This window comes from Vibrio sp. 10N.247.311.51 (assembly GCF_041467855.1).
GTDB lineage: Bacteria > Pseudomonadota > Gammaproteobacteria > Enterobacterales > Vibrionaceae > Vibrio > Vibrio coralliirubri.
The window spans coordinates 177,408-201,712 of sequence record NZ_JBFSVK010000004.1 but is presented as its reverse complement, the minus strand read 5'-3'; the positions used below and the strand labels follow the sequence as shown (position 1 = coordinate 201,712).

At 43.8% G+C, this 24,305-nt stretch carries 21 protein-coding genes and 1 pseudogene; 8 read left to right on the top strand and 14 right to left on the bottom strand.

Features of this window, described 5'->3' with window-relative positions; translation table 11 throughout:
- Positions 1-48: 48 nt before the first annotated feature.
- The 3 genes from AB6E85_RS05980 to AB6E85_RS05970 form a co-directional block, all read right to left on the bottom strand.
- Positions 49-399 carry a hypothetical protein gene (locus tag AB6E85_RS05980; protein ID WP_372141847.1) on the bottom strand — a complete coding sequence of 117 codons (351 nt, stop codon included), beginning with the start codon at positions 397-399 and terminating at the stop codon, positions 49-51.
- A gap of 301 nt (positions 400-700) precedes the next feature.
- Positions 701-1,096, bottom strand: a complete 396-nt coding sequence (locus AB6E85_RS05975; RefSeq protein ID WP_017059534.1) for a cytochrome b562 — start codon at positions 1,094-1,096, stop codon at positions 701-703.
- Between the two features lie 144 nt (positions 1,097-1,240).
- Entirely contained in the window at positions 1,241-1,987 is a 747-nt protein-coding gene (locus AB6E85_RS05970; RefSeq protein ID WP_372141846.1) for a phosphatase, read from the bottom strand.
- A gap of 321 nt (positions 1,988-2,308) precedes the next feature.
- On the opposite strand from AB6E85_RS05970, the gene AB6E85_RS05965 reads away from it, so the two are divergent.
- Entirely contained in the window at positions 2,309-5,320 is a 3,012-nt protein-coding gene (locus tag AB6E85_RS05965) for an HD domain-containing phosphohydrolase (protein WP_372141845.1), read from the top strand.
- 42 nt (positions 5,321-5,362) lie between these two features.
- On the opposite strand, the gene AB6E85_RS05960 is transcribed toward AB6E85_RS05965, so the two are convergent.
- Positions 5,363-6,388: a DMT family transporter gene (locus AB6E85_RS05960; protein ID WP_372141844.1), complete on the bottom strand. Its 1,026-nt coding sequence runs from the start codon at positions 6,386-6,388 to the stop codon at positions 5,363-5,365.
- 91 nt (positions 6,389-6,479) lie between these two features.
- On the opposite strand from AB6E85_RS05960, the gene AB6E85_RS05955 reads away from it, so the two are divergent.
- Positions 6,480-7,427 (top strand): LysR substrate-binding domain-containing protein, encoded by a 948-nt coding sequence (locus AB6E85_RS05955; protein WP_372141842.1) that lies wholly within the window; start codon positions 6,480-6,482, stop codon positions 7,425-7,427.
- Between the two features lie 36 nt (positions 7,428-7,463).
- Positions 7,464-7,784 (top strand): heavy metal-binding domain-containing protein, encoded by a 321-nt coding sequence (locus AB6E85_RS05950; RefSeq protein WP_004730185.1) that lies wholly within the window; start codon positions 7,464-7,466, stop codon positions 7,782-7,784.
- A gap of 106 nt (positions 7,785-7,890) precedes the next feature.
- Here AB6E85_RS05950 and AB6E85_RS05945 read toward each other — a convergent pair whose 3' ends face one another.
- Positions 7,891-9,147, bottom strand: a complete 1,257-nt coding sequence (locus AB6E85_RS05945; protein WP_372141841.1) for a peptidoglycan DD-metalloendopeptidase family protein — start codon at positions 9,145-9,147, stop codon at positions 7,891-7,893.
- 161 nt (positions 9,148-9,308) lie between these two features.
- Positions 9,309-10,148 carry a tetratricopeptide repeat protein gene (locus AB6E85_RS05940; protein WP_048612948.1) on the bottom strand — a complete coding sequence of 280 codons (840 nt, stop codon included), beginning with the start codon at positions 10,146-10,148 and terminating at the stop codon, positions 9,309-9,311.
- A 276-nt stretch (positions 10,149-10,424) separates the two neighbouring features.
- On the opposite strand from AB6E85_RS05940, the gene AB6E85_RS05935 reads away from it, so the two are divergent.
- Positions 10,425-10,940: a cytochrome b gene (locus AB6E85_RS05935; RefSeq protein ID WP_082151303.1), complete on the top strand. Its 516-nt coding sequence runs from the start codon at positions 10,425-10,427 to the stop codon at positions 10,938-10,940.
- Positions 10,941-11,017: 77 nt separating this feature from the next.
- Here the strand turns inward: AB6E85_RS05935 and AB6E85_RS05930 are convergent, their stop codons facing one another.
- The 5 genes from AB6E85_RS05930 to AB6E85_RS05910 all read right to left on the bottom strand — a co-directional run bounded on the left by AB6E85_RS05930 (position 11,018) and on the right by AB6E85_RS05910 (position 16,550).
- On the bottom strand, positions 11,018-11,452 hold the full coding sequence (locus AB6E85_RS05930; RefSeq protein WP_372141840.1) for a hypothetical protein: 435 nt from the start codon (positions 11,450-11,452) through the stop codon (positions 11,018-11,020).
- A 134-nt stretch (positions 11,453-11,586) separates the two neighbouring features.
- Positions 11,587-11,853: a hypothetical protein gene (locus AB6E85_RS05925; protein WP_102500108.1), complete on the bottom strand. Its 267-nt coding sequence runs from the start codon at positions 11,851-11,853 to the stop codon at positions 11,587-11,589.
- A gap of 233 nt (positions 11,854-12,086) precedes the next feature.
- Complete coding sequence (locus AB6E85_RS05920; protein WP_372141838.1) at positions 12,087-13,871, bottom strand: ABC transporter ATP-binding protein; 1,785 nt, start codon at positions 13,869-13,871, stop codon at positions 12,087-12,089.
- On the bottom strand, positions 13,865-15,628 hold the full coding sequence (locus AB6E85_RS05915; protein ID WP_372141836.1) for an ABC transporter ATP-binding protein: 1,764 nt from the start codon (positions 15,626-15,628) through the stop codon (positions 13,865-13,867). The genes AB6E85_RS05920 and AB6E85_RS05915 overlap by 7 nt, the downstream gene beginning before the upstream one ends.
- 403 nt (positions 15,629-16,031) lie before the next feature.
- On the bottom strand, positions 16,032-16,550 hold the full coding sequence (locus tag AB6E85_RS05910; protein WP_017059522.1) for an NUDIX hydrolase: 519 nt from the start codon (positions 16,548-16,550) through the stop codon (positions 16,032-16,034).
- A 302-nt stretch (positions 16,551-16,852) separates the two neighbouring features.
- Here AB6E85_RS05910 and AB6E85_RS05905 point away from each other — a divergent pair, with 302 nt between their 5' ends.
- Together AB6E85_RS05905 and AB6E85_RS05900 are read left to right on the top strand one after the other, a co-directional pair.
- On the top strand, positions 16,853-17,107 hold the full coding sequence (locus AB6E85_RS05905) for a DUF333 domain-containing protein (RefSeq protein ID WP_017079683.1): 255 nt from the start codon (positions 16,853-16,855) through the stop codon (positions 17,105-17,107).
- 210 nt (positions 17,108-17,317) lie between these two features.
- Positions 17,318-17,995, top strand: coding sequence for a hypothetical protein (locus tag AB6E85_RS05900; protein WP_333009953.1), 678 nt, complete (start codon positions 17,318-17,320; stop codon positions 17,993-17,995).
- A 4-nt stretch (positions 17,996-17,999) separates the two neighbouring features.
- On the opposite strand, the gene AB6E85_RS05895 is transcribed toward AB6E85_RS05900, so the two are convergent.
- Complete coding sequence (locus AB6E85_RS05895; RefSeq protein WP_372141834.1) at positions 18,000-18,878, bottom strand: YdcF family protein; 879 nt, start codon at positions 18,876-18,878, stop codon at positions 18,000-18,002.
- A gap of 356 nt (positions 18,879-19,234) precedes the next feature.
- On the opposite strand from AB6E85_RS05895, the gene AB6E85_RS05890 reads away from it, so the two are divergent.
- A complete protein-coding gene (locus AB6E85_RS05890) occupies positions 19,235-20,605 on the top strand; it encodes an L-serine ammonia-lyase (protein ID WP_372141833.1) in 1,371 nt (456 codons plus the stop codon).
- A 144-nt stretch (positions 20,606-20,749) separates the two neighbouring features.
- Here the strand turns inward: AB6E85_RS05890 and AB6E85_RS05885 are convergent.
- Positions 20,750-22,312 (bottom strand): annotated as a pseudogene (locus AB6E85_RS05885) (methyl-accepting chemotaxis protein).
- Between the two features lie 166 nt (positions 22,313-22,478).
- Positions 22,479-22,946, bottom strand: coding sequence for an Lrp/AsnC family transcriptional regulator (locus tag AB6E85_RS05880; RefSeq protein WP_050632988.1), 468 nt, complete (start codon positions 22,944-22,946; stop codon positions 22,479-22,481).
- A 153-nt stretch (positions 22,947-23,099) separates the two neighbouring features.
- Here AB6E85_RS05880 and AB6E85_RS05875 point away from each other — a divergent pair, with 153 nt between their 5' ends.
- Positions 23,100-24,065: a hypothetical protein gene (locus AB6E85_RS05875; RefSeq protein WP_372141832.1), complete on the top strand. Its 966-nt coding sequence runs from the start codon at positions 23,100-23,102 to the stop codon at positions 24,063-24,065.
- Positions 24,066-24,305 lie beyond the last annotated feature (240 nt).

The window sequence follows — 24,305 nt, the reverse complement described above, 5'->3', positions numbered from 1 at the left end:
TTAACTTTACTTAATACTTTATTTTTTAATTATTTTAATGGGTTAGGTTTAAGCAATAACAAAGGGAGGGCCGCGTGGGGCTTGCCTCGTGTAGCGTTCGCTTAGAGCCAAAAAAGCGTAGCTGTCTGAGACAATAAAACTCAGTCGAGTTGTCAGTAGTGTAGTGGGAAGTTCATCTTGGTGAAACGTGGAAAAATGGCTAAACGGACACGGCTTTCCTTTGTGAGTATTCGGTTCACCTTCTTCGATTTGAACCAATTCAAAGCCATTGACCGTACATAACGACGCCCATACTCCCGCACTGTTACCATGAGCATTGATAACAGGCATTAATGTCACTAAAGCCCAACTTAACGCTGTGGCAAGTAACATGGAGAGATTGAACGAAGTTCGGCGCATTATTCCAAATCTTTATAAATTTCCCTTATTATGAGGGACTTGGAATCTAGGTAAACGTAAAGATTAACAGCAAGTTAAAAAATTGAAGCTAACGCACACTCTTTTTCGTTAAATACTGGTTACAACACTAAAGTTAAAAACGTATTACTCAACACTCTGCAGCAGGCTTTCAATAAAAGAGACAATAAAAAACGCCGCCTTACACCTTCCTCTAAGGAGGGGAATGTAAGGCGGCGTTTTAGAAATCGAATCTAGAGGTTTTGCTCTTTGTTACCTATCTAGCAAACTCATGATTAACAAATTAACCGAAGATCTTGCTCCAGATGCTTGGGTTACGCTTCTCATGGTACTCTTCACGAAGGCCGTCAATAGTACGAAGTTCTTGCTGTGCCGATGCTAAGTCACCTTGGTCTAGCTTCTGTTCAATGCTATCCAGTGATGCACTGATCTTTTTGAAGCCTTCCATGAAGTTGTCTTCTTTCTCGACTGGGTAAACACCCGTTTTCAGCTCTGCCACTAGCGTATCTAAACGAACAATAGGCTTTTGCATCTCTTCAATACTTTGAGCTTCTGCCGCTTGTTTGAACGCAAGCTTCATTTCTTGCATGTTTTTCTTAAGGTCTACATTGGCAAATGCGTTACCAGACAATACTGACGCAGCAATTAAGCCAGATAAAAGGATTGAGCGAGTTTTCATTGTTTCTCCAAGTGAAGCGGTGTCTTTGAAGCTAGAGCCAACAGTAATGTGGCACTTCGACTTTATTATTTTCGGCTAGTGTATACAAAAATCTGTCAGGCATAAAAATTGATTGTGTCGAAATGCAAACCCGCCGACATTCTCTTAAACAAGATCTGAATATTCTGGGATTTCACTACGACCGCGCAAGGCTAAAAAGGCTAGGAACTGCTTTGGCGAATGGGTAATCACTTTACTCGAATCGACACCCACTTCATCTAACAATGCTGCGACTAAATCCAAGCCACCGACATCTAAACAGAAATGCGCATCGCTGCCTGTTGTAATAAATGCACCCTTCGCTTTCGCTATTCTTGCAATCTCATAACAACGGTCAACACTGCCAACTCGGCTATTGCCTTTGAGTGTGGTGTTGTTGATTTCAATCGCCACGTTGTTATCAATCGCACATTGAATAACGGCTTCAAAATCGAAATCAAAATTAGGATTGCCTAAGTGACCAAGCGCATCAATTCGACCGCCCTTAATCACATTCACGAGAGCCTCTGTATGGGTAGCGACATCCGAAGGGCGAAAAACGGGCTCGTGGAAGCTTGCAATCACCCAATCCAGATTCTTATCAACGCTCGGATGAATATCGATTTCACCTTGCGTGTTCATGATGTTCGATTCAACACCACGGATGATGGCAACCTCCTCGATAAAACGAGGAAGTACACGCTGGTTACTAAAGAACCAATAGTGTGGAGCGCCCGGCATTGATTCTGAATGGTCAGTGGTACAAAACATGGCTAAACCATTTTGCTTTGCCGACTTGGCGTTTTCGATCAATGTGCTGTAAGCATGACCACTTGCGTATGTGTGGGTGTGAGTATCTACTTTGAGTTCCATGAATCAATGCCCTCTTCGCTCGGTCAAAATACGTTTTTCAGAAAGTAACTCTGAATCTCTTTCAGGAAAGAAGTGCTTCAGAAAATGAGTGCCTAATGGCAACAATTCGACCAGTTTATCAGCTGAAAGTGACAATTAGCACCCAAACATAAAGGTTTATTACTGGTTCATTTACACGACACGGGAATACGTGGCTAACCAGAGCCAGCCAGCGCTTGGTCTTATCTAAGTCGAACCGCACACACTCGGTAATTGCGCCAATTTTTTGCAACCTACCCAAGTTCGTCAATACTTAAACCAGTCTACAAACTGGAGTGTTAGATGAGAAGAAGACGATATCCGCTGAGTATCCACATCACTAGCCTTTTCCTAATTTTGACAACACTTGTCGGTGCGGTATTGATTTCGATAAGTTATCGGCACTCTCAAGAGCTGTTGTTAGGCACAGTGCGCGAGATCAGTAATGAGCATCGCGACAAGCTGGAATCAGTATTTAAACAAGCCATTGCCCCGGTCATCACAACCTTAAATGTGATGGCGGTGAGCCCGTTTGTTGCTCATCAAACTTCCGCTGTCGAAAAAGACTCTTGGCTGGCTTCGGTCGATATCATCTTCAAGCAAAACTCCAATTTGGTCGCTCTATTTTATGGTTCTGAAGATGGTGACTTCAGAATCTTTCGTCCATTAAGCACCAATAAACAGCGAGCTGAAAACAACGCCCCCGCTAAAGCGACCATGATGGTCAGCAGCACCAATCTAGACGGTGAAAACTTTATTACCTACCTTGATGGCGCACATCAAGTGATCAGTACTCGACAAGCAGAGAGTAAGTTCAACCCCACCACTCGCCCTTGGTTTCGTAACGCAAAGCCTGACGGCTCAATACAACTCTCTGAGCCCTATCTGTTCTATTTCCTGCAAACCAATGGTATTACACTCTCTAGGCGTTCTGCCGATGGCAAGCATGTGGTTGGTGCCGATTTTACGTTGAGTTCGCTCTCTTCTCAGATCAGTGAATTAGCTTATTCTCCGCAAACCCGACTCGCCTTGTTCGATCAACATTTTAATCTTCTCGGTCAGCATCAACTTGAGCTATCAATACCCAAGTCTGATGACACAAGTAAAACTGAGCAAACGAATAACCAAACGACGGGAAAACTCTCTGGCAGTGAGCAAGATCAAAGCTTCTTTAATGTGCCCAAACGTGAACAGATGGAAGCATTGAAAGCGTCCGTCATCGCGCCGCTTATCTCTGATGAAGAGAAGTTTAACCTCAATCTAAAAAACGTTGAGTACAACTTAAACACTTGGGCATTAACGCTAACGCCAGTTCAACTGACTCAAAATGTCACCTTATACTTGGCAGAAGCGACGCCACACAATGAGCTGCTCGCTGATCTTATCTCGATGCGAGATAAACAAGTTGCGGTCGCGATTGGGATGCTGTTCATCTGTTTCGCTATCGTATGGTTTGTTGCTAATCGCTTGTCTCAGCCACTCAATACGCTGATGCAACTCACCGACAACATCGCTCGGTTCGACTTCAGGCGTACTCATTATCCCAAAAGCATGATTCAAGAAGTGGCTAACCTCGCCCACTCGATTGAGCTCATGGAACACACGCTTCATGATCTGATTACCCTACTTCGAGACACGGCCGGGAATCAGGAGTTTTCGATCTTAGCCAAGAACATTGCTCATCAAAGCTATTTAATCACCAAAGCAGAAACCATTGTCCTTTTCACTCAGTCCAAAGAGAAAGACGTGTTTGATACGGCAGCTAACCTTGCCATTCTCCCTTTTAAAGCCGACATCAATGACTTCATCAAACACACGCCTTGGTTGCTGTGTCAGCTTAAGTCTGGAGAGACGATCCATTTAAATAGAGAAGACAATGTTCTCAACTATTACCAAGATTCAATCTTCAATTCAGACCTGTACCTATTCCCATTATTAAACCGAGAGAAGCTGTTAGTAGGGATTGTGGCAATTGGCTATGAAAGACCAATTACCAAGATGCAGGCCGATAAGCACGCCTTTTTACGAGAGCTGCTCAGCTTTGCGGAAATAGCGAAAGACAACATCGACCAAATGCAGCAACAAAAAGACATGCTTAATGCCTTTATTGAGCTGATTGCATCGGCGATTGATACCAAGTCACCGTACACGGGCGGGCATTGCCAACGAGTGCCTGAGCTCACCAAATGGCTAACTCAAGCAACCATAGATGATGACCGCTATTACCCGCAATTCTCATTGGATAGCAAACAGTGGGAAGAGTTGATGCTCGCCGCTTGGCTTCATGACTGCGGCAAGGTGACCACGCCTGAATATGTGGTAGACAAGGCAACAAAACTGGAAACCATTTACGACCGAATCCACGAAGTGCGAATGCGTTTTGAGTTGTTGAAACAGCAAGCGGAAACCGATTACTGGAAAGCCATGGCGAACGGTGCGCTACAAGAAGAACAACTCAAAATACTCGAACAAAGCCTGTCTGAACTGGATGAGGAGTTTGCCTTTGTTGCTGAGTGTAACCTTGGCGGCGAATCTATGACGGAAGAGCAGCTAGAACGCTTAGATCAAATAGCCAAACGCCAATGGAAACGCACACTGGACGATCAATTGGGTTTGTCTTGGTCTGAAAAAGAGAGGTTCAACACCCAAAAAGAGTCGGTTGAGAAAGAGAGAATTGAACAAAAAAATCAGGAAGAGGGGTTGCCAGTCATGGAGCCTCTGCTCGCAGACAAACCGGAACATAAAATACCTTGGGACAATGGATTTAACCCTGCTGATGTATGGCAAGAAGCGTTTGTACTTAAGCCCGGAGAAGTTAAATACAACCAAGGTGAACTGCACAATCTGAAAGTACGCCGTGGTACGCTAAACGATGAAGAACGTTTCATGATCAACGATCATATTATCCAAACCTTCACCATGCTCAACAAGCTGCCTTACCCGCCTTACCTTCAAAACATTCCGGATATAGCTAGCGGACACCACGAGCGTATCGACGGTAAGGGCTACCCAAGAGGCTTAAACGAAGACCAGTTGCCACTGCCGTCCAGAGCGATGGCAATTGCTGATGTCTTTGAAGCGCTCACCTCAAGTGATCGCCCGTATAAGAAAGGCAAACTCCTCAGTGAATCACTCAACATCATGACCAACATGGCGACCAGCGGTCATATCGATCCCAAGTTGTATCTGCTGTTTTTAGAAAACAAAATCTACGACAAATACGCTGAGCGATTCCTAGAAATGAACCAACGCTGCGAGATTGACCCGCACGAACACATCGACCGAGTAAAGGAGTACATACGCTCATTGTTCTAAGTTTTAAGCTAACCATTCAGAGGATAAGCCATAACTCAATGGTTAGCTTTTAGCTGCCGAGTCCAATACCGCAACGTCCACTACAGTCGCTACAGCCACTGTGGTGTGCGGTTTTTGTTTGGCTTTCGCCTTGCTATGTCTCTTCGCTAATAGCGTGTTAGTGATGCTCGCCACGACAATTAAGTTAATGCCAATCATCTGGTGAGTAGAAAACACATCATCAAAGAACAAGCCCTGCCATAAGGCGCTAAACAGCATGTTAGTAAAAATCAGTGGTGCCAACTGGGAACCGCTGTCTGCCAGCTTATACGCCTTAGAACGGAAGATTTGGGTATTGATAGTAAACAACGCAAGACCAAGTGCTCCGAGAACAATCCAGCGTAAATCATCAAAAGACAACAACACCGACACGAAGCCTTTTTCAGCACTTTCAAGAACATCAGGAGCCGCAGAAACTGAAGTAAACACCACCATAGGTATCACAATAATTGCCGCAACTAAAAAGGTCCACGCGTTAAGCTCTGCCGGAGTCAGGCTGGTTTTAGACGCTCGGTACAAACTCACTTGCGAGCCTGAATTAAATACCCCCGCGAGAAGTCCAAGCAGAAGCGCAGGTCTAAAGAACTCCGAACCCAACTCAAACTGCGACCAATCCCCCGCCATCATCACTACGCCAACAAAGGTGACAGCTAAACACACTATCGTCGTTGTATGAATCTTGGTTCTAAATATTAACTTTTCTAACAATGGAATAAACAGAGGACCCGTACTGAACAACACGACCCCTTCAACAAGCGTTAAGGTTTGCAGTGAAGTAAGGAAACACCACTGACACGCCACCATAAAGATCGCCCGCATCACCAAAGGTTTCCACATCTCTCGTGTCGGCTTGCTGATTTTGTAAAAGGTCAAAAAAAGAAATAAGAACAGACTGGGTAACAAAAAACGCACAAAACTGAGCAACGAAGTGGGCATCACTTCGGATAGATACTTGGCCATCAAGCCGCTTAAAGACAAACTGAACGTCGACAACAACATGAAAGTCGTCGCCTTGGTAATATCAGACATAATTATCACCTCCTATGACATCTATTTTAGAGGCGTGACGTAATGAAAAATAGCGAGTAATATTAACCATAACTGTAAGGAAAACTTACCAATGAAAAAGCTCGTTCCGCTTAAATCCGTTTACGCTTTCATTGCTGTCGCTGAGACTGGCAGCATGACTGACGCCGCTCGGGTGTTGTACGTCAGTCACTCTGCGGTAAGCCAAGCGATAAAGTCGTTAGAACAACTGGTCAACAAGCCTTTGTTTCAACGAGTCGGTCGTCGTGTTGTTCTTAATGCCGCAGGTAAGCGATATTACCGCAAAGTCGCGCCCGCGCTTGAGCAAGTGATAGAGGCGACCGAAGAGCTTGCCAGAACGCCTAACGACCACCGCATTACCCTCAACATGGTCAATTCGCTCGCGATGCACTGGTGGATCCCACGAGTTCCCGACTTCCAAGCGTTCGCTCCCTCCCTTGATATTCGTATTTCGACGCTAACAGGCCCTTTCGATATTGAACAAGAAGGGGTCGATGTTGCGCTTGTACATGGCAAACCCAACGAGTGGGAGCAATATTACAGCGAGAAACTGGGCGACGATGATCTGGTCTTGGTGTGCAGCCCTACTCTATTAAAAAACCAGGCCGGATTGAGCGTCGAGCAACTCGTCAAACAAAACCCGACCATTGGCGCTTTTAACCCCAGGCGACAACACGACTGGCAAGTGTGGTGCGACAATTACCAAATCCCAATGCCCACATTCCATAGCAATCTGACGTTCGATGTCTCCATTCAAGCAGTACAAGCTGCAATTCGTTCGTTAGGCGTACTAGTAACGCATCGCTTGTTTGTGAAAGATGATATCAGCCATGGGATGCTTGTCGAATTGGGTAAACCGGTTGCTAACCCGCACCAAGATTTTTACTTTGTTTGCCCGAAAAACAAATTAAAACAAGAAAGTGTGCTAAAACTGAGAACATGGTTAAGACATGAATTCACACGCTCAGAGACAGCACTGAACGATGACATTCAGGAACAAGACCAAACTATCAATCAATAAGCGAGTGACAGCTCAGCAAGCTTACAAGAGGCCATTATGATTATTACCACCACACAATCAGTCGAAGGCAAGCGCATTGTCGATTACAAAGGAGTTATTGCCGGAGAAGCCATTCTAGGGGTGAACGTTTTCAAAGATATGTTTTCAGGAATTCGTGACTTTGTGGGTGGACGTTCTGGTACCTACGAGAAAGAACTGGAAAAAGCACGTAACTACGCGTTCAAAGAGTTAGAACAGAAAGCAATTGAAGCAGGTGCCAACGCAGTGGTAGGCGTAGATATTGATTACGAAGTACTTGGCACAGGCAATGGTATGCTGATGGTTTCAGCAAGCGGCACAGCGGTGGTGGTTGCTTAACTGAATCACTCGCTAAATCGTGCGATTACCTAGAAAAACGCCCCTTAGCTAAATCGCTAGCTAAGGGGCGTTATTGTATTCGTTGCCAACTTAGGCTTGAATATCTCTAACTCGCACGATCTTCTGGCTCAGAAATCATGGCATCAAAAGAGGCAATTCGAGCCAAAAACTCTTTTCTATCTTTAGGCATAATTGAGCTTGCCATTGGTAAATTCGCCTTCATTGCGTCGACGGCGCGACCACGAACCAATACCTCAAAGTGCAAGTGCGGGCCAGTAATACGGCCAGTAGCACCCGATAGCGCAATTTTCTGACCTCGCTTAATTTGCTGACCTTTCTTAACTAAGAAGCGGCTCAAGTGAAGATAACGCGTCGTATATACGCTGTTGTGTTCAATCACCAAATATTTACCAGCATACGGGTGGTCACGAAGTGCCACCACACGACCATCACCTGTTGAGTAGATAGGTGAACCAACAGGTGTCGCAAAGTCGGTACCATTGTGCGGTGAGATTCGACCAGTTACTGGGTGTCTTCGTGTCGGATTGAACGAAGAAGTGATTCTTCGGAATTTTCTGTCGACTGGGTATCTATCAAAGGCTTGCTCTAGACTATTTCCCTCTCTGTCATAAAAAAGACCATCTGGTGCTAGAAAAGCTGCGACTTCTCGGTTTCTTAATTGAATTGAGATACCTTGAATTTCTGTTTTGCCCGTTAAATGATCATCCGTGTACTGCTCTTTGACCAATACATTAAAGCTGTCACCTGCTCTCAGCTCACGAGCGAAGTTGACTTTTTCTTTTACTGTGCGGGTGATATTGGCTATCTGGTTAGTAGTTAACCCCGCTTTGTAGGCTGACGTTGAAAAGCTACCGTGGACACTACCCGCATAGAGTTTTTCTTTCCATTCGCCTGGGATCTCGTGGAATTTATAGGTGAAGCTACCATCATCGTTTCGAGTAAAGGCTGCTTGCTCAACCAGACTCTCGTGATAAATCAGCTCCACAAGCTGTTTTGAGTCACTATCCAAAAGTAACTCTAGATGGTCACCAGGCTTTATTGTGTCGAGTTTCAAAGACTCCAGATCCGCTTCCATCACCTTTTGAACGGTTCCATAAGGCAGTTGCCATGACGAAAAGATGTTGCTTAGCGTATCGCCAACTTTCACAAAATAATGGACCTTAACCAAAGAGTTGGGAGTCGCTTGCGAGTCGATGGCTCCCTCATCATTCGTTTGAGGGCCCTGATAAGGTGTTATTTTGATAGAGATTTCTGGTGCTGGTTCGGAGTGGAAAGAGAGCAAAGCAGCAAGGGAAAACGCGCTGATCGCAGTAACGATCAGACCAATACGGAGGAACTTCATAAAATACTTAGCGGTTATAACGAGGAACTTAGAAAGTGTTATAACATAACAATTCAATCAAAAAAATAAATGAAATGTAAGAAACCGTAGCGCTATAGGTGTGAAAGTATGGTGAGCGTGCGAAGCTCACCACCTTAGTTAGCACGGAGCTTTACCTCACATTACTCTTCACGAAGTGCTTCGAAGCGTTCTAAGCCGCGCAGCATCTCAAAGTCAGGTTCATCAGCCAATAGCTCTCGCATTGAACCACTGGCTTCGATAGAGCGCTCTAAGTCATCGATCGCTTGGCCTTCAGCACCTAACCTTGCGTAAGCACAAGCACGTTGGTACAAGGCGTGAGCGTTTTGATCGTCCACTTCCAACACGCGATTACATAAGCTCATCGCCCAGTGGTATTCTTGCATGTCCATCGCGGCATCAGCTTTGTAAGTTAGTGCTTCCAAATCACCCGGGCGGACTTTTAAGATCTCATCGTAGATTTCAATTTTTTGCTCGGCAGTTTGAACATTCTGAGCCCTCAACCACAAGTTGTGAATCTCATTGATGATTTCGATTTCTCGGTTGTTCTCTGAGATGATTCGAGTCTTGCGCTTAAGATCCCTTTCAAGAAGGTTAAACTTCTTCTCATAGTCTTGGGCAATATCGTTGAGTCGTCGATCTGCCATCTCTTTGGTGGTGTGTTTCAACTCTTTGAGCGATTGCCAACCCACCAGTGCAATTAGGGAGGCAACACCGGCAATAATGTAGAAGAAGTAGGTTACGGTTACATTGGCGTAATTCAGAGACTTGTCTGCCACAGTCAGTTCCCGGTCAGTCATCTGAATGGTCAAGCGTCTTTCAAGATCCTGCTGTTCCATTCGAAGCTGCTTCAACTCATCCAAGATATAGCGTTCCATCAGCGGTCTGTCCAAATACTCTTGTTCCGAGTACTTAACCTCTTCGCTTGCAAAACTCATCGTGCTGAACACCGAGATAACTGCAATCAATAAGATTCGAAGCATTATACATTCCTTATATATTTATCTTTAGACTAACTGTATCTCGTAATAGGCATACAAGCTAGGAAGTCGACAAGTTTGCTATGTCCATATTGGAATTAACACTCTAAAACATCATTGATAATTATAAAACACCTGAAGCAACATCATTAATTTCTAAATTATAAAAATACCGCGTAATACTGTTCTATATAATTAATTCGCGATGCGAATATACTGAGAATTGATTTATTGCATCGAGATGAATCTTATATTAATAACGATCAGAACGAGGTTAATTTGAATAATCCACGATACGATTTAGTAAGCCGTGTACTGCACTGGGTAATGGCTTCTGTAATCATCTATGCAACAATCGCAGGGTATGTGATGCACTATGTCACCAGTCATCCAGAACTGTTTTCTTTTCTATCAGTGCTCAACATGTCATTGGCGACCGTTGCGACACCATTGCTTGTGGTTCGTTATATCTGGAGCCACTTTCGCTCATCGCCAAGCATGCCAACCTCTGTACCTGAAGGGCAAAAATGCGTAGCCAAGCTTGCACACTCTTTGATGTACCTTGTGATGTTTATGGTTTTCAGCACCGGCTACTTAATGCTAAAAGAACCGTACTCATTATTTTGGTTAGTAAGCGTAAATAATCTAATTACCGACTCTGCAATCAACGGCTTCTTTTTCTATTTACATCGTGCCAGTTGTATTGCCCTAGCCTGTTTAATTGTGCTACATATCAGTGCCGCACTTAAACATCACTTTGTCTCTAGGAACTATGTATTGAAGATGATGCTCTAGATTCAAAGAATTCAAGACGGTTTACACAAACAAAAAAGCCATAGCATGTTCGCTATGGCTTTCTTATTTCAATTTGATTACTTGGTTTGAGTATCAAGCATCACTTGCCAGTATTCACACTTGGCCAAGAATTCTTTTAAATAAAGCTCTGGGTTAGCAAGCTTCTCACCGCCTTTAACATCAGCGCCAGTCACACGCCAAAAACCACGAGTGACCAAGTTTCGATGATAAATAAAATCATTGAGTTCATTGGCCTTCAAAGGAAGTTTCTCACCAAACGTATTTTCGTAGCGGCTCAGAGTCGAGGCTTGTTCACTTGGCTTCTCCCTTAAAAAGGTATCCAAATCCAAACCTAATGACTGTTGCTGCTCTTTTGATAGGGCTTTAGCTAATTTAGAGATCACACTGAACAGAGCCAACTCAACTTTTTGAGACGCTAATAACGATGCACCTAATAGCGCATGTTCGTTGGAAATGTGTTGTTCTGTTGGTGAAACGGTTGCTGTTGTCACTGTGTTAACCTCAAATAATCATAACGGGTGTTACTGAACTGGATAGAGTCTTTTCACTAAGCTGAATCTTATTCTTGTCATTAAGAAAAATCTTACAGTTAAGCTGAGTCTTGTAGCTAAGCAAAGTCTTACAGTTAAGCAGAATCTTTTAGCAGAACACGGTCAGCATCAATAATGGTGAAGCCTGATGCATCTTCATTCTTTTCGACTTGCACTAAACCTTTAAAACCAATCTTCGACAGCTTCTTCGCAAGTTGATCTGGTGCTGTTTCAAAAACAACATTCATAAAAGGTAAAGACTCAGCATCAACAAAACCATGCTCGTTAAACAGTTCCATTGCTTGAGATAAATGGTCTGAGTCGGTTAATTCGATAATTTCTACAACTTCTTCCAACAACATTTTCGATTCCATATTCGCCAGAAAGTGACTGACACAAGCCCTTACGTTTTGCTCGCATACATCCCGATGCCCGAAGACACCCCTTTAGTAGTAGCGAGATCATAACATATTAATAATCGAAAAATATGTTTAATTTCCCTAACCTATTGGGAATATTGGAAAACAATAGAAACTGATGAAGCATAGACCAGACCCATTCATCTTATCGAAAGCAACAGCCTGATTTGAGGTAATCAGGCTACCGTAGCTTGAGAATCGCCCGTTTCTACAATCGATTCTTGTAACAAGCCAGCATAAATACCATTGTGCGCCACCAGCTGTTGATGATTACCTTGCTCAACAATTTCACCCTTTTCCAACACCAAAATCGTATCTGAGTGACGAACGGTACTCAAACGGTGTGCAATCGCAATCACGGTTTTTTCTTTGAAAAGGCGCTGCATTGCTTTTTGAATCAGGTCTTCGGTGATTGAATCTACCGAACTGGTCGCCTCATCAAGCATCATCAATTGACCACCCTGTGCAACCGCTCTAGCGAACGAGATAAGCTGCGTTTGCCCTACAGACAAGTTGGATCCGTTCTTTTCCAAGTGGAAGTCATAACCTTGTGGCAATTGTTCAATAAACTTATCGGCATAAACATAGCGCGCAGCCTGTTCAACCTTAGTTCTAGATAGATGCGTTTTACCCAGCGCGATATTGAATTGGATGGTCTCTTCAAACAAGTGCACATCTTGCATCATCATTGAGAACAAATGAGCCGAGTCTTCGCTTGAGATCTGCGACAGCTCTATTCCATTCAACAAAATGCTGCCTTCATAGTCTTGGTAGGTTTTAGAGATCAGACGCAGAATCGTCGACTTGCCCGAACCCGTCGAACCCACAAGGGCGATTTGATGCCCTTTCTCCAATACAAACGAGACATTCTTTAGAACGTAGGGAGAGTCATCTTTGTAACGGAAGCTCACGTTCTTAAACTCTAGGCTCACAAACTGTTCGAGCTGTTTCTCAACCTTGTTAGATGGCAGCAGGTTACGCCCTTCCTCTTCAGTCGGCTCAACAAACAGCTCTTCAATATGATCAAACGCTGCAAATGAACTCTGAATCGAAGCGATCTGCGAAGTAAAGTCACGGATCGGAACAAACACTTTCTCTAAGGTGTTGATGAACGCAATCAGCACACCCAAGGTGAGAGCCCCTTCTATCACTTGCTCAGAGCCATACCAGATCATAATCGCGATGGTGATAGAGGTGATGCCAGAGATAAACGAGAACAAAATCGCATCGTATTTATTGATCTTCTTCTGCGCTCTTAAAAACTCATCGGTATAGCCTTGGTAGCGTTGCTCGACTTGCTCTTCTGCTCGGTACATCTGAACGGTTTTCATGCCAAATAAGACTTCTTGTAAAAAGCCAATACCGCGAGCCAAAGAAGAACGAGTCACCTTGTACAAAGCACGAAGTCGGTTTCTCACATACACCGTCAAATACATCACTGGCGGCATAATGATCAATACAATCATCGTTAACTGCCAATCAATGAAGAACATCATCACCAACAGAGCAATGGTATTGATGCTGTCTTTAACTAGCCCTACAACCGACTGAACAAACGTCTCGCCGATGGTTTCCAAGTCACTGGTTAATCGTGAAAGCGTTACGCCAATCGGTGTGTTATCAAAATAGCTGCGCGGTAGTTTGAGCACGCGAGCAAACAATACTGAGCGCATGTCAGTTATCGTGTATTGACCAGTTTTACGCAGATTGTACGAATAGGTGGTATCCACCACATAACTCGCCACCAGCACGGCAACGAGATAGAAGACGTACTCGAGTAGACCATCCATATCCCCGTGACTCAGGTGAACATCGATCACTTGAATGATCAGCCAAGGGAACAACAAGCTCGTGATGACAGAAAGAGGAAGCATAGCGATGCCCAGAATCGCAGAGCCTTTGTATTTCTTAGCAAACTTAAAAAAGTGCTTGAGGTACTTGAGATCAACACCTTTTAACATGCTGCTGCCTCCGTTTCATTCTGCTGTAGCTGCCATGTATCGTAATAGTAATCACAGGTTTTCAATAACGTGGCGTGGTCGCCCTTCGCGATCACTTTCCCTTCATTCAACACGATGACTTCATCCATATATTCAAGGGCATTAACGCGGTGTGAAACCACAAGAACCGATTGATTTTCTAAACGCTTAAACAGGCCTTCCAAGATCTTACGTTCTGTTTCATAGTCGACAGCCGATAGAACGTTATCCATGATGATCAGATCGGTGGGTTGTAATAAAGCACGCGCAATACTTAAGCGCTGCTTCTGACCACCTGACAGCATGATACCTTTCTCACCGACCAAGGTTTGATCGCCGTGTTCAAAACGCGTCACATCACTGGCCAACTGGCTGAGCTCTAACACTTCATCAACCTGACTCTTTGCCAAATCGGTATCTAGGCTACCAAAGCGGATATTGTCTTCGACGGTTGCTGAAAACAGGTAAGGGTCCTGAGTCACAGTTTTCACGTAACGGCGCAAGTCACCGCGTGAGAAGCTAGTGACATCTCTTTCACCAAGGAAAACAGAACCTTGTGGTACATCCAAGTGATGATTTAAGCAGTTCACTAACGTTGTTTTACCCGCTCCGATTCCACCTAGCACACCCACTTTCTTACCTGCTGGAATATCAAAGCTGATGTCATCGAGAATCACGCGTTCTTCACCTGAATAGCTGAAGCTGAGGTTGCGAACAGAAAACGTTTTTCCCTTCAGCGATTCAACATCTAACTCAGTCAGCTTATCTTCATCAAGCTCTGGGACTTTGGCATTAAGAATGGTTTGTGCACTTTGAATGCCCACCATGCCACGCTGATAAATGGTCGCAATTCTGCCAAGTTGCATCAATGGCATAGCGAGCAAAACTGAGTAAGTCAGAAAGGCGGTAATCTCACCAAGTGTGAGTTCCTGTCTCATTAACATGTAGCCACCAAGCCCAAGAATGATGATTTTCATCAGGTCATTGGCGTAGTCGAGTACCGGCATAAAGAAGACTTGAATGCGTGTAATTTTAAGGCGGCATTCAAGCAATAACTGGTTCAGCTTTTCAGTTTCGGCTTTCACCCAAGGTGACATCTGTTGGCTCTTAATCAAATCAATCCCAGACAGGTAACTCATTAGTTGAGCAGACAGGTTTTGCAGGCGCTTCATGTGCTCTAAATGCAGCGTTTTCATACGCTTGAAGCCCACACGGAAAATCACAAAAGCGATTGAGATAGGGATAATCGAATACAGTGTGAGTTCTGGCGATATGCGCCACATGTAAAGAGGCGTCAACGACAACGCAAGCAACGCATTAAAGAACTGCAAGAAGCCGACACCAAACAGCAATCGAATACCACTAAGGTCATTGTTGATAATCGAGATCAGTCGACCCGAAGCAAAACGCTCGTGAAAGCTGCTTGGTAAACGATTCAGCTTTTGTAAAAGGGTACTTTTGAGTGCAGCCTCTGTAATTCGCCCCGGGTTAAGCGCATAAATACGAGACAAAATTCTCACCACCACCATGGCAACTGACATACCGACCACAATCCAAACATAGGTTTGAAGCTGTTGATGGCCAGTTGAAGAGGCATCATCAATCAAATCTATCGCCAATTGGATATAACGAGGGATCTCTACTTGTAACCAGTTGACGAGAAAGATGAACACAATCGCCAATAAGTACGAGGTGCGATTCATGCGCAGATAATGGGCAATAAACTGTCTTTTATTCATAGTATTCTTTGTTTAGGGCAGGCTCACAGCGAGATTTAACGATATAACCGGGCAGTTAAGCTAGATAGGTTCATCGCTGAGGTAAAGATACATCAAAAACACTTAGTTGACAATATCAACCACATTCAATAATTAGTTTCGGGTATTAAATTTTAGCATTGCTAGAAACAACTTTGCCGCCAAAAGTGGCGGCAAATAAATAGCTTAGCAGGCCTGGGGCTGTTGACCTTTCGTGGTTAAGTTTTGTTCGATATAAAATCGTTTTAGGCGCGGCGAAGAGTATGTAGCCTAGTCATTCTAAACAAATATTCTTCAACAAAGCATAAAACGATTTTTGTGGGGGCGCCTAGCTCGAGCCCTTCGGGCAGCTCGAAAGGTCAACAGCCCCAAGTATTGATAACGGCTAAAGCATCTCTTTGGCAATCAAATGCAGCAAAAAGGTTTCACGTTCAATACTCATCCCCTTCTTAGGGCTCTCTGCCATGGTCTTTTCGTTATGAGCGATCGCTTCATGGATATTCATCCACACCGGTTTCATCCCGTTTTTCACTTCATAATCTTCGTAAGCCGTTTCACCAAGCTCACGATCAATCTTGCATGAGTAGCAGTAAGAAATCATGTGCATCATATCTGCATCGTCTTTGTACCAAGGACGAAACTCTTCAAAAATGCCGAACGGCTTGATGCTATGGATATTCTTCGCGCCAGTCTCTTCTTCGAGTTCACGAACCATACCTGCGATCACATCTTCCCCTTCATCCAAACCACCACCAGGAATGGTGTAGTCGTGATAACGCTCTGTATACAGCATCAGAATGTCTTCACCATCTAACACAATGGCACGGGCAGCGTTGCGCTTATAGACCGTTTTATTGTCTAGATGGTCGATATCAGGATGGATGGTTGTTTTTAGGTGTCTCATGATTCTGACTGCTCTACTGAATTTGGCGGCATCATATCATAATCATCAATAGATTCGAGGTTCACAACCGCTAACCAGAACGGATCGGACGGGGATATTCCTACGGTAACTTGAATCCACTTAGCTTGATCTAACACTCAAAAAGTCGTTAAACATGAAGAAATATCAACCTATTTCAATATCTTGACCAAATTAGGACAACCTTTTCTGAAATCTAAAATATACTAATTTCATAGAGCTTCTCATTTGGTTCTGTAGAACTTAACGCATTCGATTATAGAGTTATCACGTAGGAGATAGACATGAAGAAAATTGGTTTGATGGCTGTATGTGCCGTTGTATTAGGCGGTTGTGCAAACGACTATGCAGAATATAGCGAAGGCCAACGTGTTTCAGTCGCTAACCCAGCAGCGGTTTATTGTGTTCAACAGGACGGTGAATTAGACACGGTTACTGAAAACAATCAACGTACAACTTACTGTGTATTTGATGATGGCGAGCGCATTGAACAGTGGGAGTACTACCGCAATAACCATGAGCAAGAAACTGAAAAGTAATCACTTCTATTACAAGTTTCCAACCTCAAAGCTGTAAAACCCTCCCCCTAAAAATCCAATAATGTTACGTAAACTGCCTGCCATAAGGCAGCGGTTTACCGTACACACACACCAATTGAACGGTGTTTTATTGCTGACATTTCCATGACATTGAAGTACTCATGATCAATAGAATGTAATTCTGTTACAATTTTTACATGCTATATTAATATGAAAGCCAACACAGAAGCAGAAGAGCAACGTCAAATGTCCTTTGAATTGCCAGAATTCAACTTAACACAATCGACATCTCAAATAATCTACAAGCGCTGCCAAACCGCTCTTGTTGTGTTAGCAATTGGGGTAATAGTCAATTTATCAATACGTATTGATTTCGTTTATTTAAGTGGAAGAATCGGTGAAAATTCAGTCACTGAAATGTTGCAGCAATTTCTACTACTTCTCTCCTCAGGTACATTTGTTTATCTAGCAAAAAAACGTCCTGAGGTAAAACACGCAGCTATGCTGATTAGTGCTTTCTTTGCTGTGATGTTCATCCGAGAATTGGACTATTGGTTTGACATGATCTTTCACGGAGCTTGGGCTTACCCAGCTATCATCATTGCTGCAAGTGCTATTTTCTACGCCGCTAAAAATGGTAAACGCAGTATTGACCAACTCGCTTTTATTCTAGCTTCTCCCCATATGAATTTGTTAGTGACAGGGGTTATGCTTCTACTTGTTTTCTCACGCTTGTTTGGCATGGGTAGCTTTTGGCAAGGTGTAATGGGTGAGCATTACATTAGCAATGTAAAGACCATCGCCGAAGAAGGTACCGAGCTTCTGGCCTATTGTTTAATCGCTTTTGCTAGTTTAAAAACGGTTCATGGCATCACGAGAAAGAAATAAACATCTATCGCCACCAGCGGTGTGCGTGATCCGATTCCGGGTCTAAATAACGATTCAATAAAGTCAGGTTAGTATCAAGTAATGCTAGGTACTCCCTGACTTTTTTTATGTTGGAACCCACTGAAGTCTGCTGGATACAGCGCTTCAATACTGGGAGCAAACTTTCCACAATGTCAAAGTGAAATGAACGCCCGACGAGATCCTTTGCGGCCATCAGTGCTTCCAAAGACAGTCTTTCTGGCTCTTGTCTAACCAACGCCAAATCTCGCTTAAATGCGCCCGCACAAACACCTTCAAGATAAACTCGGTAGGTCGTCAGTACGTCCATCAACAGAAACAATTGCCCTTGAGCACTTTGATGTGGGTATGGCACCGCAACATGAGCATCCAACCTGCGATCTATTTGCAGCTCTACCCCAAGTGCGGAACACTTCTCGATGAGAACTTTAAGCAAACCTTGCTCGTCCATGAGCGATTGGATCTCGAATATACGTTGTAAGTGGTAGTCATTAGAAACGAATGTTACCTGCACACTCTGCCCGCGAGTAAACAGCCCGCTTTTGATCATCTCTGAGGCCAAGTTCTGTATGTTCTCGACAGTATTGGTCGAGTGCTGCTCGAGTAAAATAGCCCCTAAGGAAAGCGGATGTTCACGCTTATTTTCAAGCTTCCTAAAATATTGGTGCATCGCATCGGCTTCAGACAGTGTTTGCCCTTTTGTTACCCCTCCACAAAATGCTACCGCGGTTTGCTGATTCGACTCTTCTACCAAAGGCTCCGCCAGATACTCAACCAAAGCATCAACTCGACTGATTCCTTCATCAGTCAATTTATTCTCATTCAGTCGCTTACCCAGCACAATAAGGAGGTGATTAATGCTCATTTTATGTTCAAGTCTCGTTTTGGGGATTAGATGGAGTGAATTATGTATACAATACTTGTTAACAAAAGTATTTTGAAATTCTTATATGTTGCTCGCAATAATGCTCACTATTGATAGCCACATCTTAGGTAATACAAGAATAGACGTGTCGCTTTACAGCAAACATAGCAAGCTCTTGTATTTCATCGCTCTATGCTTGTTAGCACTGGTCGATAAAAGAGCCCTTTCAATCAATGAATACGCTCAATCGAATAACTGTTTCACCCAAAGAACAGGTTCACTCAAAGAAGTGAAACTAACTAAATACAAATTTTACACAGAGTTCGTCAATCGAACCGTCTTCACAGGAAGTTACTATGCTGTCTATTTTTGATATCTACAAAATTGGGGTTGGGCCGTCCAGCTCCCACACAAATGGACCAATGATCGCTGGGTTTAGCTTTACCCAAAAAATTGATGCTCAGCTTAAGCAAGTGAAGCGTATTCAAATCGACTTATACGGCTCGTTATCATTGACGGGTATTGGACACCACACAGACAGAGCGACCTTGTTAGGTTTGCTAGGTAACCGCCCCGACACGATCAAAATTACCAGTGCTAACCAAGCAATGCGTAAGGCGATTGAAGATAAATCTCTATTGGTTAGCGGTAACCATGAAATTTATTTCGATGTAGAAAGTGACCTTCTCTTCCACAAAACCAACCTTCCTTTGCATGAAAATGGCATGACTATCTCTGCCTTTGACGCAAGCGGTAATCTTCTGGATATGGAAACCTACTACTCGATTGGTGGTGGCTTTATCGCAACCGCTGATGAGCTACAAAACGGCAAACAGGAAGCAGAAACACCAGTTGAGTTCCCCTTCTCTTCTGCCGACCAGTTACTTGAACTATCAGAACAACAAGGACTTAGCCTTGGTGGCTTAATTCTGCGTAACGAAGTGTCTTTCCAAGGTATGGATGTAATTGACCAGAAAGCCGACCAAATTTGGAAGGTGATGTCTCTGTGTATGCAGCGTGGCTTTGATACTGAAGGCATTCTTGATGGCGGCCTAGAAGTAACACGCCGAGCACCTGCTTTGCTTAAAAAGCTTGAAGCGAATGCCTCAATTGAAAACGATCCAATGGAGATCATGGATTGGATTAACCTATTTGCCTTTGCTGTGAGTGAAGAGAATGCAGCAGGTGGCCAGGTTGTCACATCACCTACTAATGGTGCGGCTGGCGTTATTCCTGCGGTTTTGATGTACTACCATCGTTTCATCAAAGAGCTAGACACTAAGCAACTTAAAGACTTCTTGGCAGTCTCTGGTGCAATCGGCATCTTATACAAAACCAACGCTTCGATTTCTGGCGCAGAGGTAGGTTGTCAGGGCGAAGTTGGCGTATCTTCATCAATGGCTGCTGCTGGCCTAACTGCCCTACGTGGTGGTAGCAACGAGCAAATCTGTATTGCGGCTGAGATCGCGATGGAACACTCACTGGGCATGACATGTGACCCTATCGGTGGCCTTGTACAAGTACCATGTATTGAACGTAATGCTATGGGCGCAATGAAAGCGATCAATGCATCGCGCATGGCGTTGAAGCGTACCAGCAAGTGTCTTATCTCGTTAGACAAGGTTATCGAGACCATGTATCAAACAGGTAAAGACATGAACAAGAAGTACCGTGAAACTTCTCTAGGCGGCCTAGCCGTGATCCACATGGCACCACCGTGTGAATAACAGACAAGAACACGAGTGGAGAAAGCCTCTATAGAGACAGCATTCTTGTAAACTTAGTTTTCAATATATCAACAAAGCCAGCCACCAAGCTGGCTTTTTTCGCAAGGCTTCCTCTTATATCTTATTCGGGTTTAAATCTAACGGCTATTTTTCTTCGAAACGCTTTGCCAGTTGGTAGAACTCATTGACTTGTTCTTTTAGCTCTGTGGAGTGGTCTTTCACAGAATGCGTTGCCACTAAGTTTTGTTCTGCGGTCGAGGCGATAGACTGCATATGCAGGTTGACTTCACTCGACAGCTCACGTTGTTTATGAGCAGAACTTTCAACAGACTGCATGAGTTCATTCATGGATTGCATTAGGTTTTCAACTTCCGACAAGCGCTCTGCACTCACCTTTGCAACATCACCACACGCGTCCGTTTGCTCACGGTTCGCCAGAATATCTTTTTGCCAGCCTTCTATCGTCGTTAGCATGGTGTCGATACTCTCTTTGATCTGAACCGTAGCCTTTGAGGTTCGACCCGACAACGCGCGCACTTCGTCTGCAACGACCGCAAAGCCTCGTCCTTGCTCACCCGCTCTCGCCGCTTAAATCGCAGCGTTCAGGGCCAACAAGTTGGTTTGTTCGGCGATTCCACCAATCTCTTCCATTATCTTACTTACGCTCTGCGCTTGGTCGCTCAGTTGGTAAGTCGTTTGAGTCGCCTTTTCGGCCTGAGAAGCTAGGCTCTCTAAGTTCTGATGAGTTTGATTAATACTCTCTTTAGCGCCAGCACAGGTTTGCAAAGTCACATCAACAATCTGGTGCGCTTCTTCTGTGCGAGAAGAGACCTCATTGGCGGTGACTTCAACCTCTTCAGTCGCCTCTCGTACTTGAAGGATGTCTTTTGTTTGTTGATCTAAGGCTTCTGATACTTCAAATGACGTGGCATTCAGGTTGTCAGCCAAATCTTGTAATGGCTTGGCAGAGTCTGTCATACGACCTAACACGGTGCGGATTCGTGCAGACAATAACTTTAAGTGAAAATCGGCCACAGAGAACTGACTATTACCTGAATAGACCAGGCGACTGACACTATCGAATTTCGATTGCAGCTTTTTCAACTGCAGTGGAGTATCAATCAGCTCTTGTCGGAAAAGTAACGCTAATGCAGAAACAGGAAGTAGGCTCAACAACCATTGTGATACTTGCCCTACTTCAACGAGATTTGAAATCAGAGGCGCAGCCAAAGAGCCTAGCAACACGGCGTAACGACCACTGTCACTGATCTTTAAGGACCATTGGCGACCCGACTTTTCAGCCTTCAAGAGACCTTGGTAAGCCTTGTCTGCAACTTGTATCCATTCATTCTTTGGCTTAACACGAACAGATTGGTAGCCACTCACCTTACCATTGTCGTAAATCGGAGTTACGTAAGCATCTACCCAATAAAACCCACCGGATTTGGTTTTGTTTTTTACGATGCCACGCCACGCTTTACCTTGCTTTAGGTTAACCCACATATCAGCAAAAGCGGCTTTCGGCATATCGTTATGCCTTACGATATTGTGGTGTTGCCCTAGCAATTCTTGTTGGCTGTATTCCGCTATACGACAAAAAGCATCATTACTGTACGTAATCACGCCTTTTAAGTCAGTGGTAGAGACAAGTTGTTCGTTTTCGCTGAGAAGCGTTTCACGAGATTGAGTAGATGAGCTGACAGTCATTATATTAACTTAGGTTAATTATTATTTTAGGCGAGGAATATATACAATTATTAAAGTTATGACAAAATGTGAACGTCACATTTTGTGTAAATGCCTGCTATTTATACAAATATTAGCTAAGTACCTCACAAAGCTAATAACTTCACATATTTTTTCGAGCTAACAGTCACGACTCATCTAAGTTTACGGCAGTGGTAAATTTCACGGTTCTCATTGAGACAGAGGTATGGAATTTACGAATATTCAGATCTTTGCGTAGTACTCGCTCCACAAAGTCTTCGTAGGCTTGAATGTCTTTGACCGTCACAATCAGCATGAAATCAAAACTGCCTGATATCTGATAGCACTGCGTGACCTCTTCTGCCTTTGAAATAGAATGGCGAAAGATTTGATAAATATCCCCTCGGTCACGCTCCATTTCCACGGACACGACCAAAGTCATCTTACTGCCGGTCAGTTCTGGATTAATGATGGACACATCACCGACTATCACGCCCTCTTCTCTCAGCCGTTTCACTCGCTTTAAGCAAGCAGGCGGTGACAACCCGACCAGCTCAGCCAATGTCTGATTAGGGATTCTGTTGTTCTTTTGCAGTTCAACCAGAATGCTTCTATCTATACGGTCAATCATCATAATTTCTTAAACCAATACATTTATGACTTATAATTTTTAATACTACGATAATTAAAAAATCTATAGCAACTTTTAAGGTCAATTTAGAAATCTGAATCACAACAATCACGGTAAGATCTTCTCATACCAAACAATCGAACCATGGTCACAACTATGAAATCAACCTATCAATTTTTTAAAGAACTCCTTAGAGAGATTTTCGATGTCACCTCGACTCTTTTCCGAATCATGATTCCAATTATCATCGTGATAAAGGTCGTTGAAGAGCTCGGCGGCATCGTGATTCTTAGCGAATGGCTGAGCCCAATAATGGAAAGCGTCGGCTTACCGAAAGAGATGGGCTTGGTATGGGCAACCACCATACTCACTAACATCTATGCGGGGCTGATTATTCTCATCAATTCCGACGCTCCCTTAACGGTTGCTCAAGCCTCGGTTTTAGGCAGCATGATGCTACTAGCACATTCATTACCGATTGAGGGGGCGATAGCCAAAAAAGCAGGCGTGAGCTGGTTGGCTACCCTGTCGGTGCGAATCGGTGGTAGCTTGGTGCTGGCTTGGCTACTTAACCTCAGTTATCAATATGGGGATTTGCTCAATTACCCAGCAACCGTACTTTGGCAGCCTGAAGTATCAGGAGACACAAGCTATTTAGGTTGGGCTATTGAACAGCTCAAGAGCTTTGCGGTTATCTTCATGGTGATTTCAGCTCTATTACTGCTACTCAAAGTTTTAAAGATTCTCGGCATTGAAAAGCTCATGGCAATATTGTTAAGACCGTTCTTGAGACTGCTAGGAATCAGCAAAGACGCAACCAACCTAACGATTATCGGAATCACGCTTGGTCTTTCGTTTGGCGGTGGCTTATTGATCAACGAAGCCAAGAAAGGCCATATCTCAGCAAGAGATGTATTCACCGCAATCATGCTGCTCAACTTGCTCCACAGTTTGATAGAAGATACGTTGTTGATCATGCTCATAGGGGCAGACTTCTACACCATATTTTGGGGAAGGTTAGTATTCTCAGTGCTGGTTATCGCTTTAATATCCAACGTCATTAAACGTATGAATCCAAGCACTTGCGAACGTTACTTTTATCGCGATGTCTCTCAGTCATAAGTAAAAACACCAGCGAGACTAAAAGGAAAAGAGCTCAAACACGGGCTCTTTTTGCTACTCGTCGATCCTATCACCGCCGATATTGTTAAATTTCACGCCATTGAAACACTGAAAATTACTCTCAACACCCTAATTATTGATATTTCGAGTGAAAATAATTTGAGCATGGGTATTTACTAATGACTCAGTTATTACATGCGTATTTTAAAACACCGATAATAAAAAATTATCTTATTAGTT

Excerpts from the sequence above, each read along its gene's own strand:
- AB6E85_RS05980 (WP_372141847.1), bottom strand. The coding sequence starts at position 399 with ATGCGCCGAACTTCGTTCAATCTCTCCATGTTACTTGCCACAGCGTTA.
- AB6E85_RS05975 (WP_017059534.1), bottom strand. The coding sequence starts at position 1,096 with ATGAAAACTCGCTCAATCCTTTTATCTGGCTTAATTGCTGCGTCAGTA.
- AB6E85_RS05970 (WP_372141846.1), bottom strand. The coding sequence starts at position 1,987 with ATGGAACTCAAAGTAGATACTCACACCCACACATACGCAAGTGGTCAT.
- AB6E85_RS05965 (WP_372141845.1), top strand. The coding sequence starts at position 2,309 with ATGAGAAGAAGACGATATCCGCTGAGTATCCACATCACTAGCCTTTTC.
- AB6E85_RS05960 (WP_372141844.1), bottom strand. The coding sequence starts at position 6,388 with ATGTCTGATATTACCAAGGCGACGACTTTCATGTTGTTGTCGACGTTC.
- AB6E85_RS05955 (WP_372141842.1), top strand. The coding sequence starts at position 6,480 with ATGAAAAAGCTCGTTCCGCTTAAATCCGTTTACGCTTTCATTGCTGTC.
- AB6E85_RS05950 (WP_004730185.1), top strand. The coding sequence starts at position 7,464 with ATGATTATTACCACCACACAATCAGTCGAAGGCAAGCGCATTGTCGAT.
- AB6E85_RS05945 (WP_372141841.1), bottom strand. The coding sequence starts at position 9,147 with ATGAAGTTCCTCCGTATTGGTCTGATCGTTACTGCGATCAGCGCGTTT.
- AB6E85_RS05940 (WP_048612948.1), bottom strand. The coding sequence starts at position 10,148 with ATGCTTCGAATCTTATTGATTGCAGTTATCTCGGTGTTCAGCACGATG.
- AB6E85_RS05925 (WP_102500108.1), bottom strand. The coding sequence starts at position 11,853 with ATGTTGTTGGAAGAAGTTGTAGAAATTATCGAATTAACCGACTCAGAC.
- AB6E85_RS05920 (WP_372141838.1), bottom strand. The coding sequence starts at position 13,871 with ATGTTAAAAGGTGTTGATCTCAAGTACCTCAAGCACTTTTTTAAGTTT.
- AB6E85_RS05915 (WP_372141836.1), bottom strand. The coding sequence starts at position 15,628 with ATGAATAAAAGACAGTTTATTGCCCATTATCTGCGCATGAATCGCACC.
- AB6E85_RS05910 (WP_017059522.1), bottom strand. The coding sequence starts at position 16,550 with ATGAGACACCTAAAAACAACCATCCATCCTGATATCGACCATCTAGAC.
- AB6E85_RS05905 (WP_017079683.1), top strand. The coding sequence starts at position 16,853 with ATGAAGAAAATTGGTTTGATGGCTGTATGTGCCGTTGTATTAGGCGGT.
- AB6E85_RS05900 (WP_333009953.1), top strand. The coding sequence starts at position 17,318 with ATGAAAGCCAACACAGAAGCAGAAGAGCAACGTCAAATGTCCTTTGAA.
- AB6E85_RS05895 (WP_372141834.1), bottom strand. The coding sequence starts at position 18,878 with ATGAGCATTAATCACCTCCTTATTGTGCTGGGTAAGCGACTGAATGAG.
- AB6E85_RS05890 (WP_372141833.1), top strand. The coding sequence starts at position 19,235 with ATGCTGTCTATTTTTGATATCTACAAAATTGGGGTTGGGCCGTCCAGC.
- AB6E85_RS05880 (WP_050632988.1), bottom strand. The coding sequence starts at position 22,946 with ATGATGATTGACCGTATAGATAGAAGCATTCTGGTTGAACTGCAAAAG.
- AB6E85_RS05875 (WP_372141832.1), top strand. The coding sequence starts at position 23,100 with ATGAAATCAACCTATCAATTTTTTAAAGAACTCCTTAGAGAGATTTTC.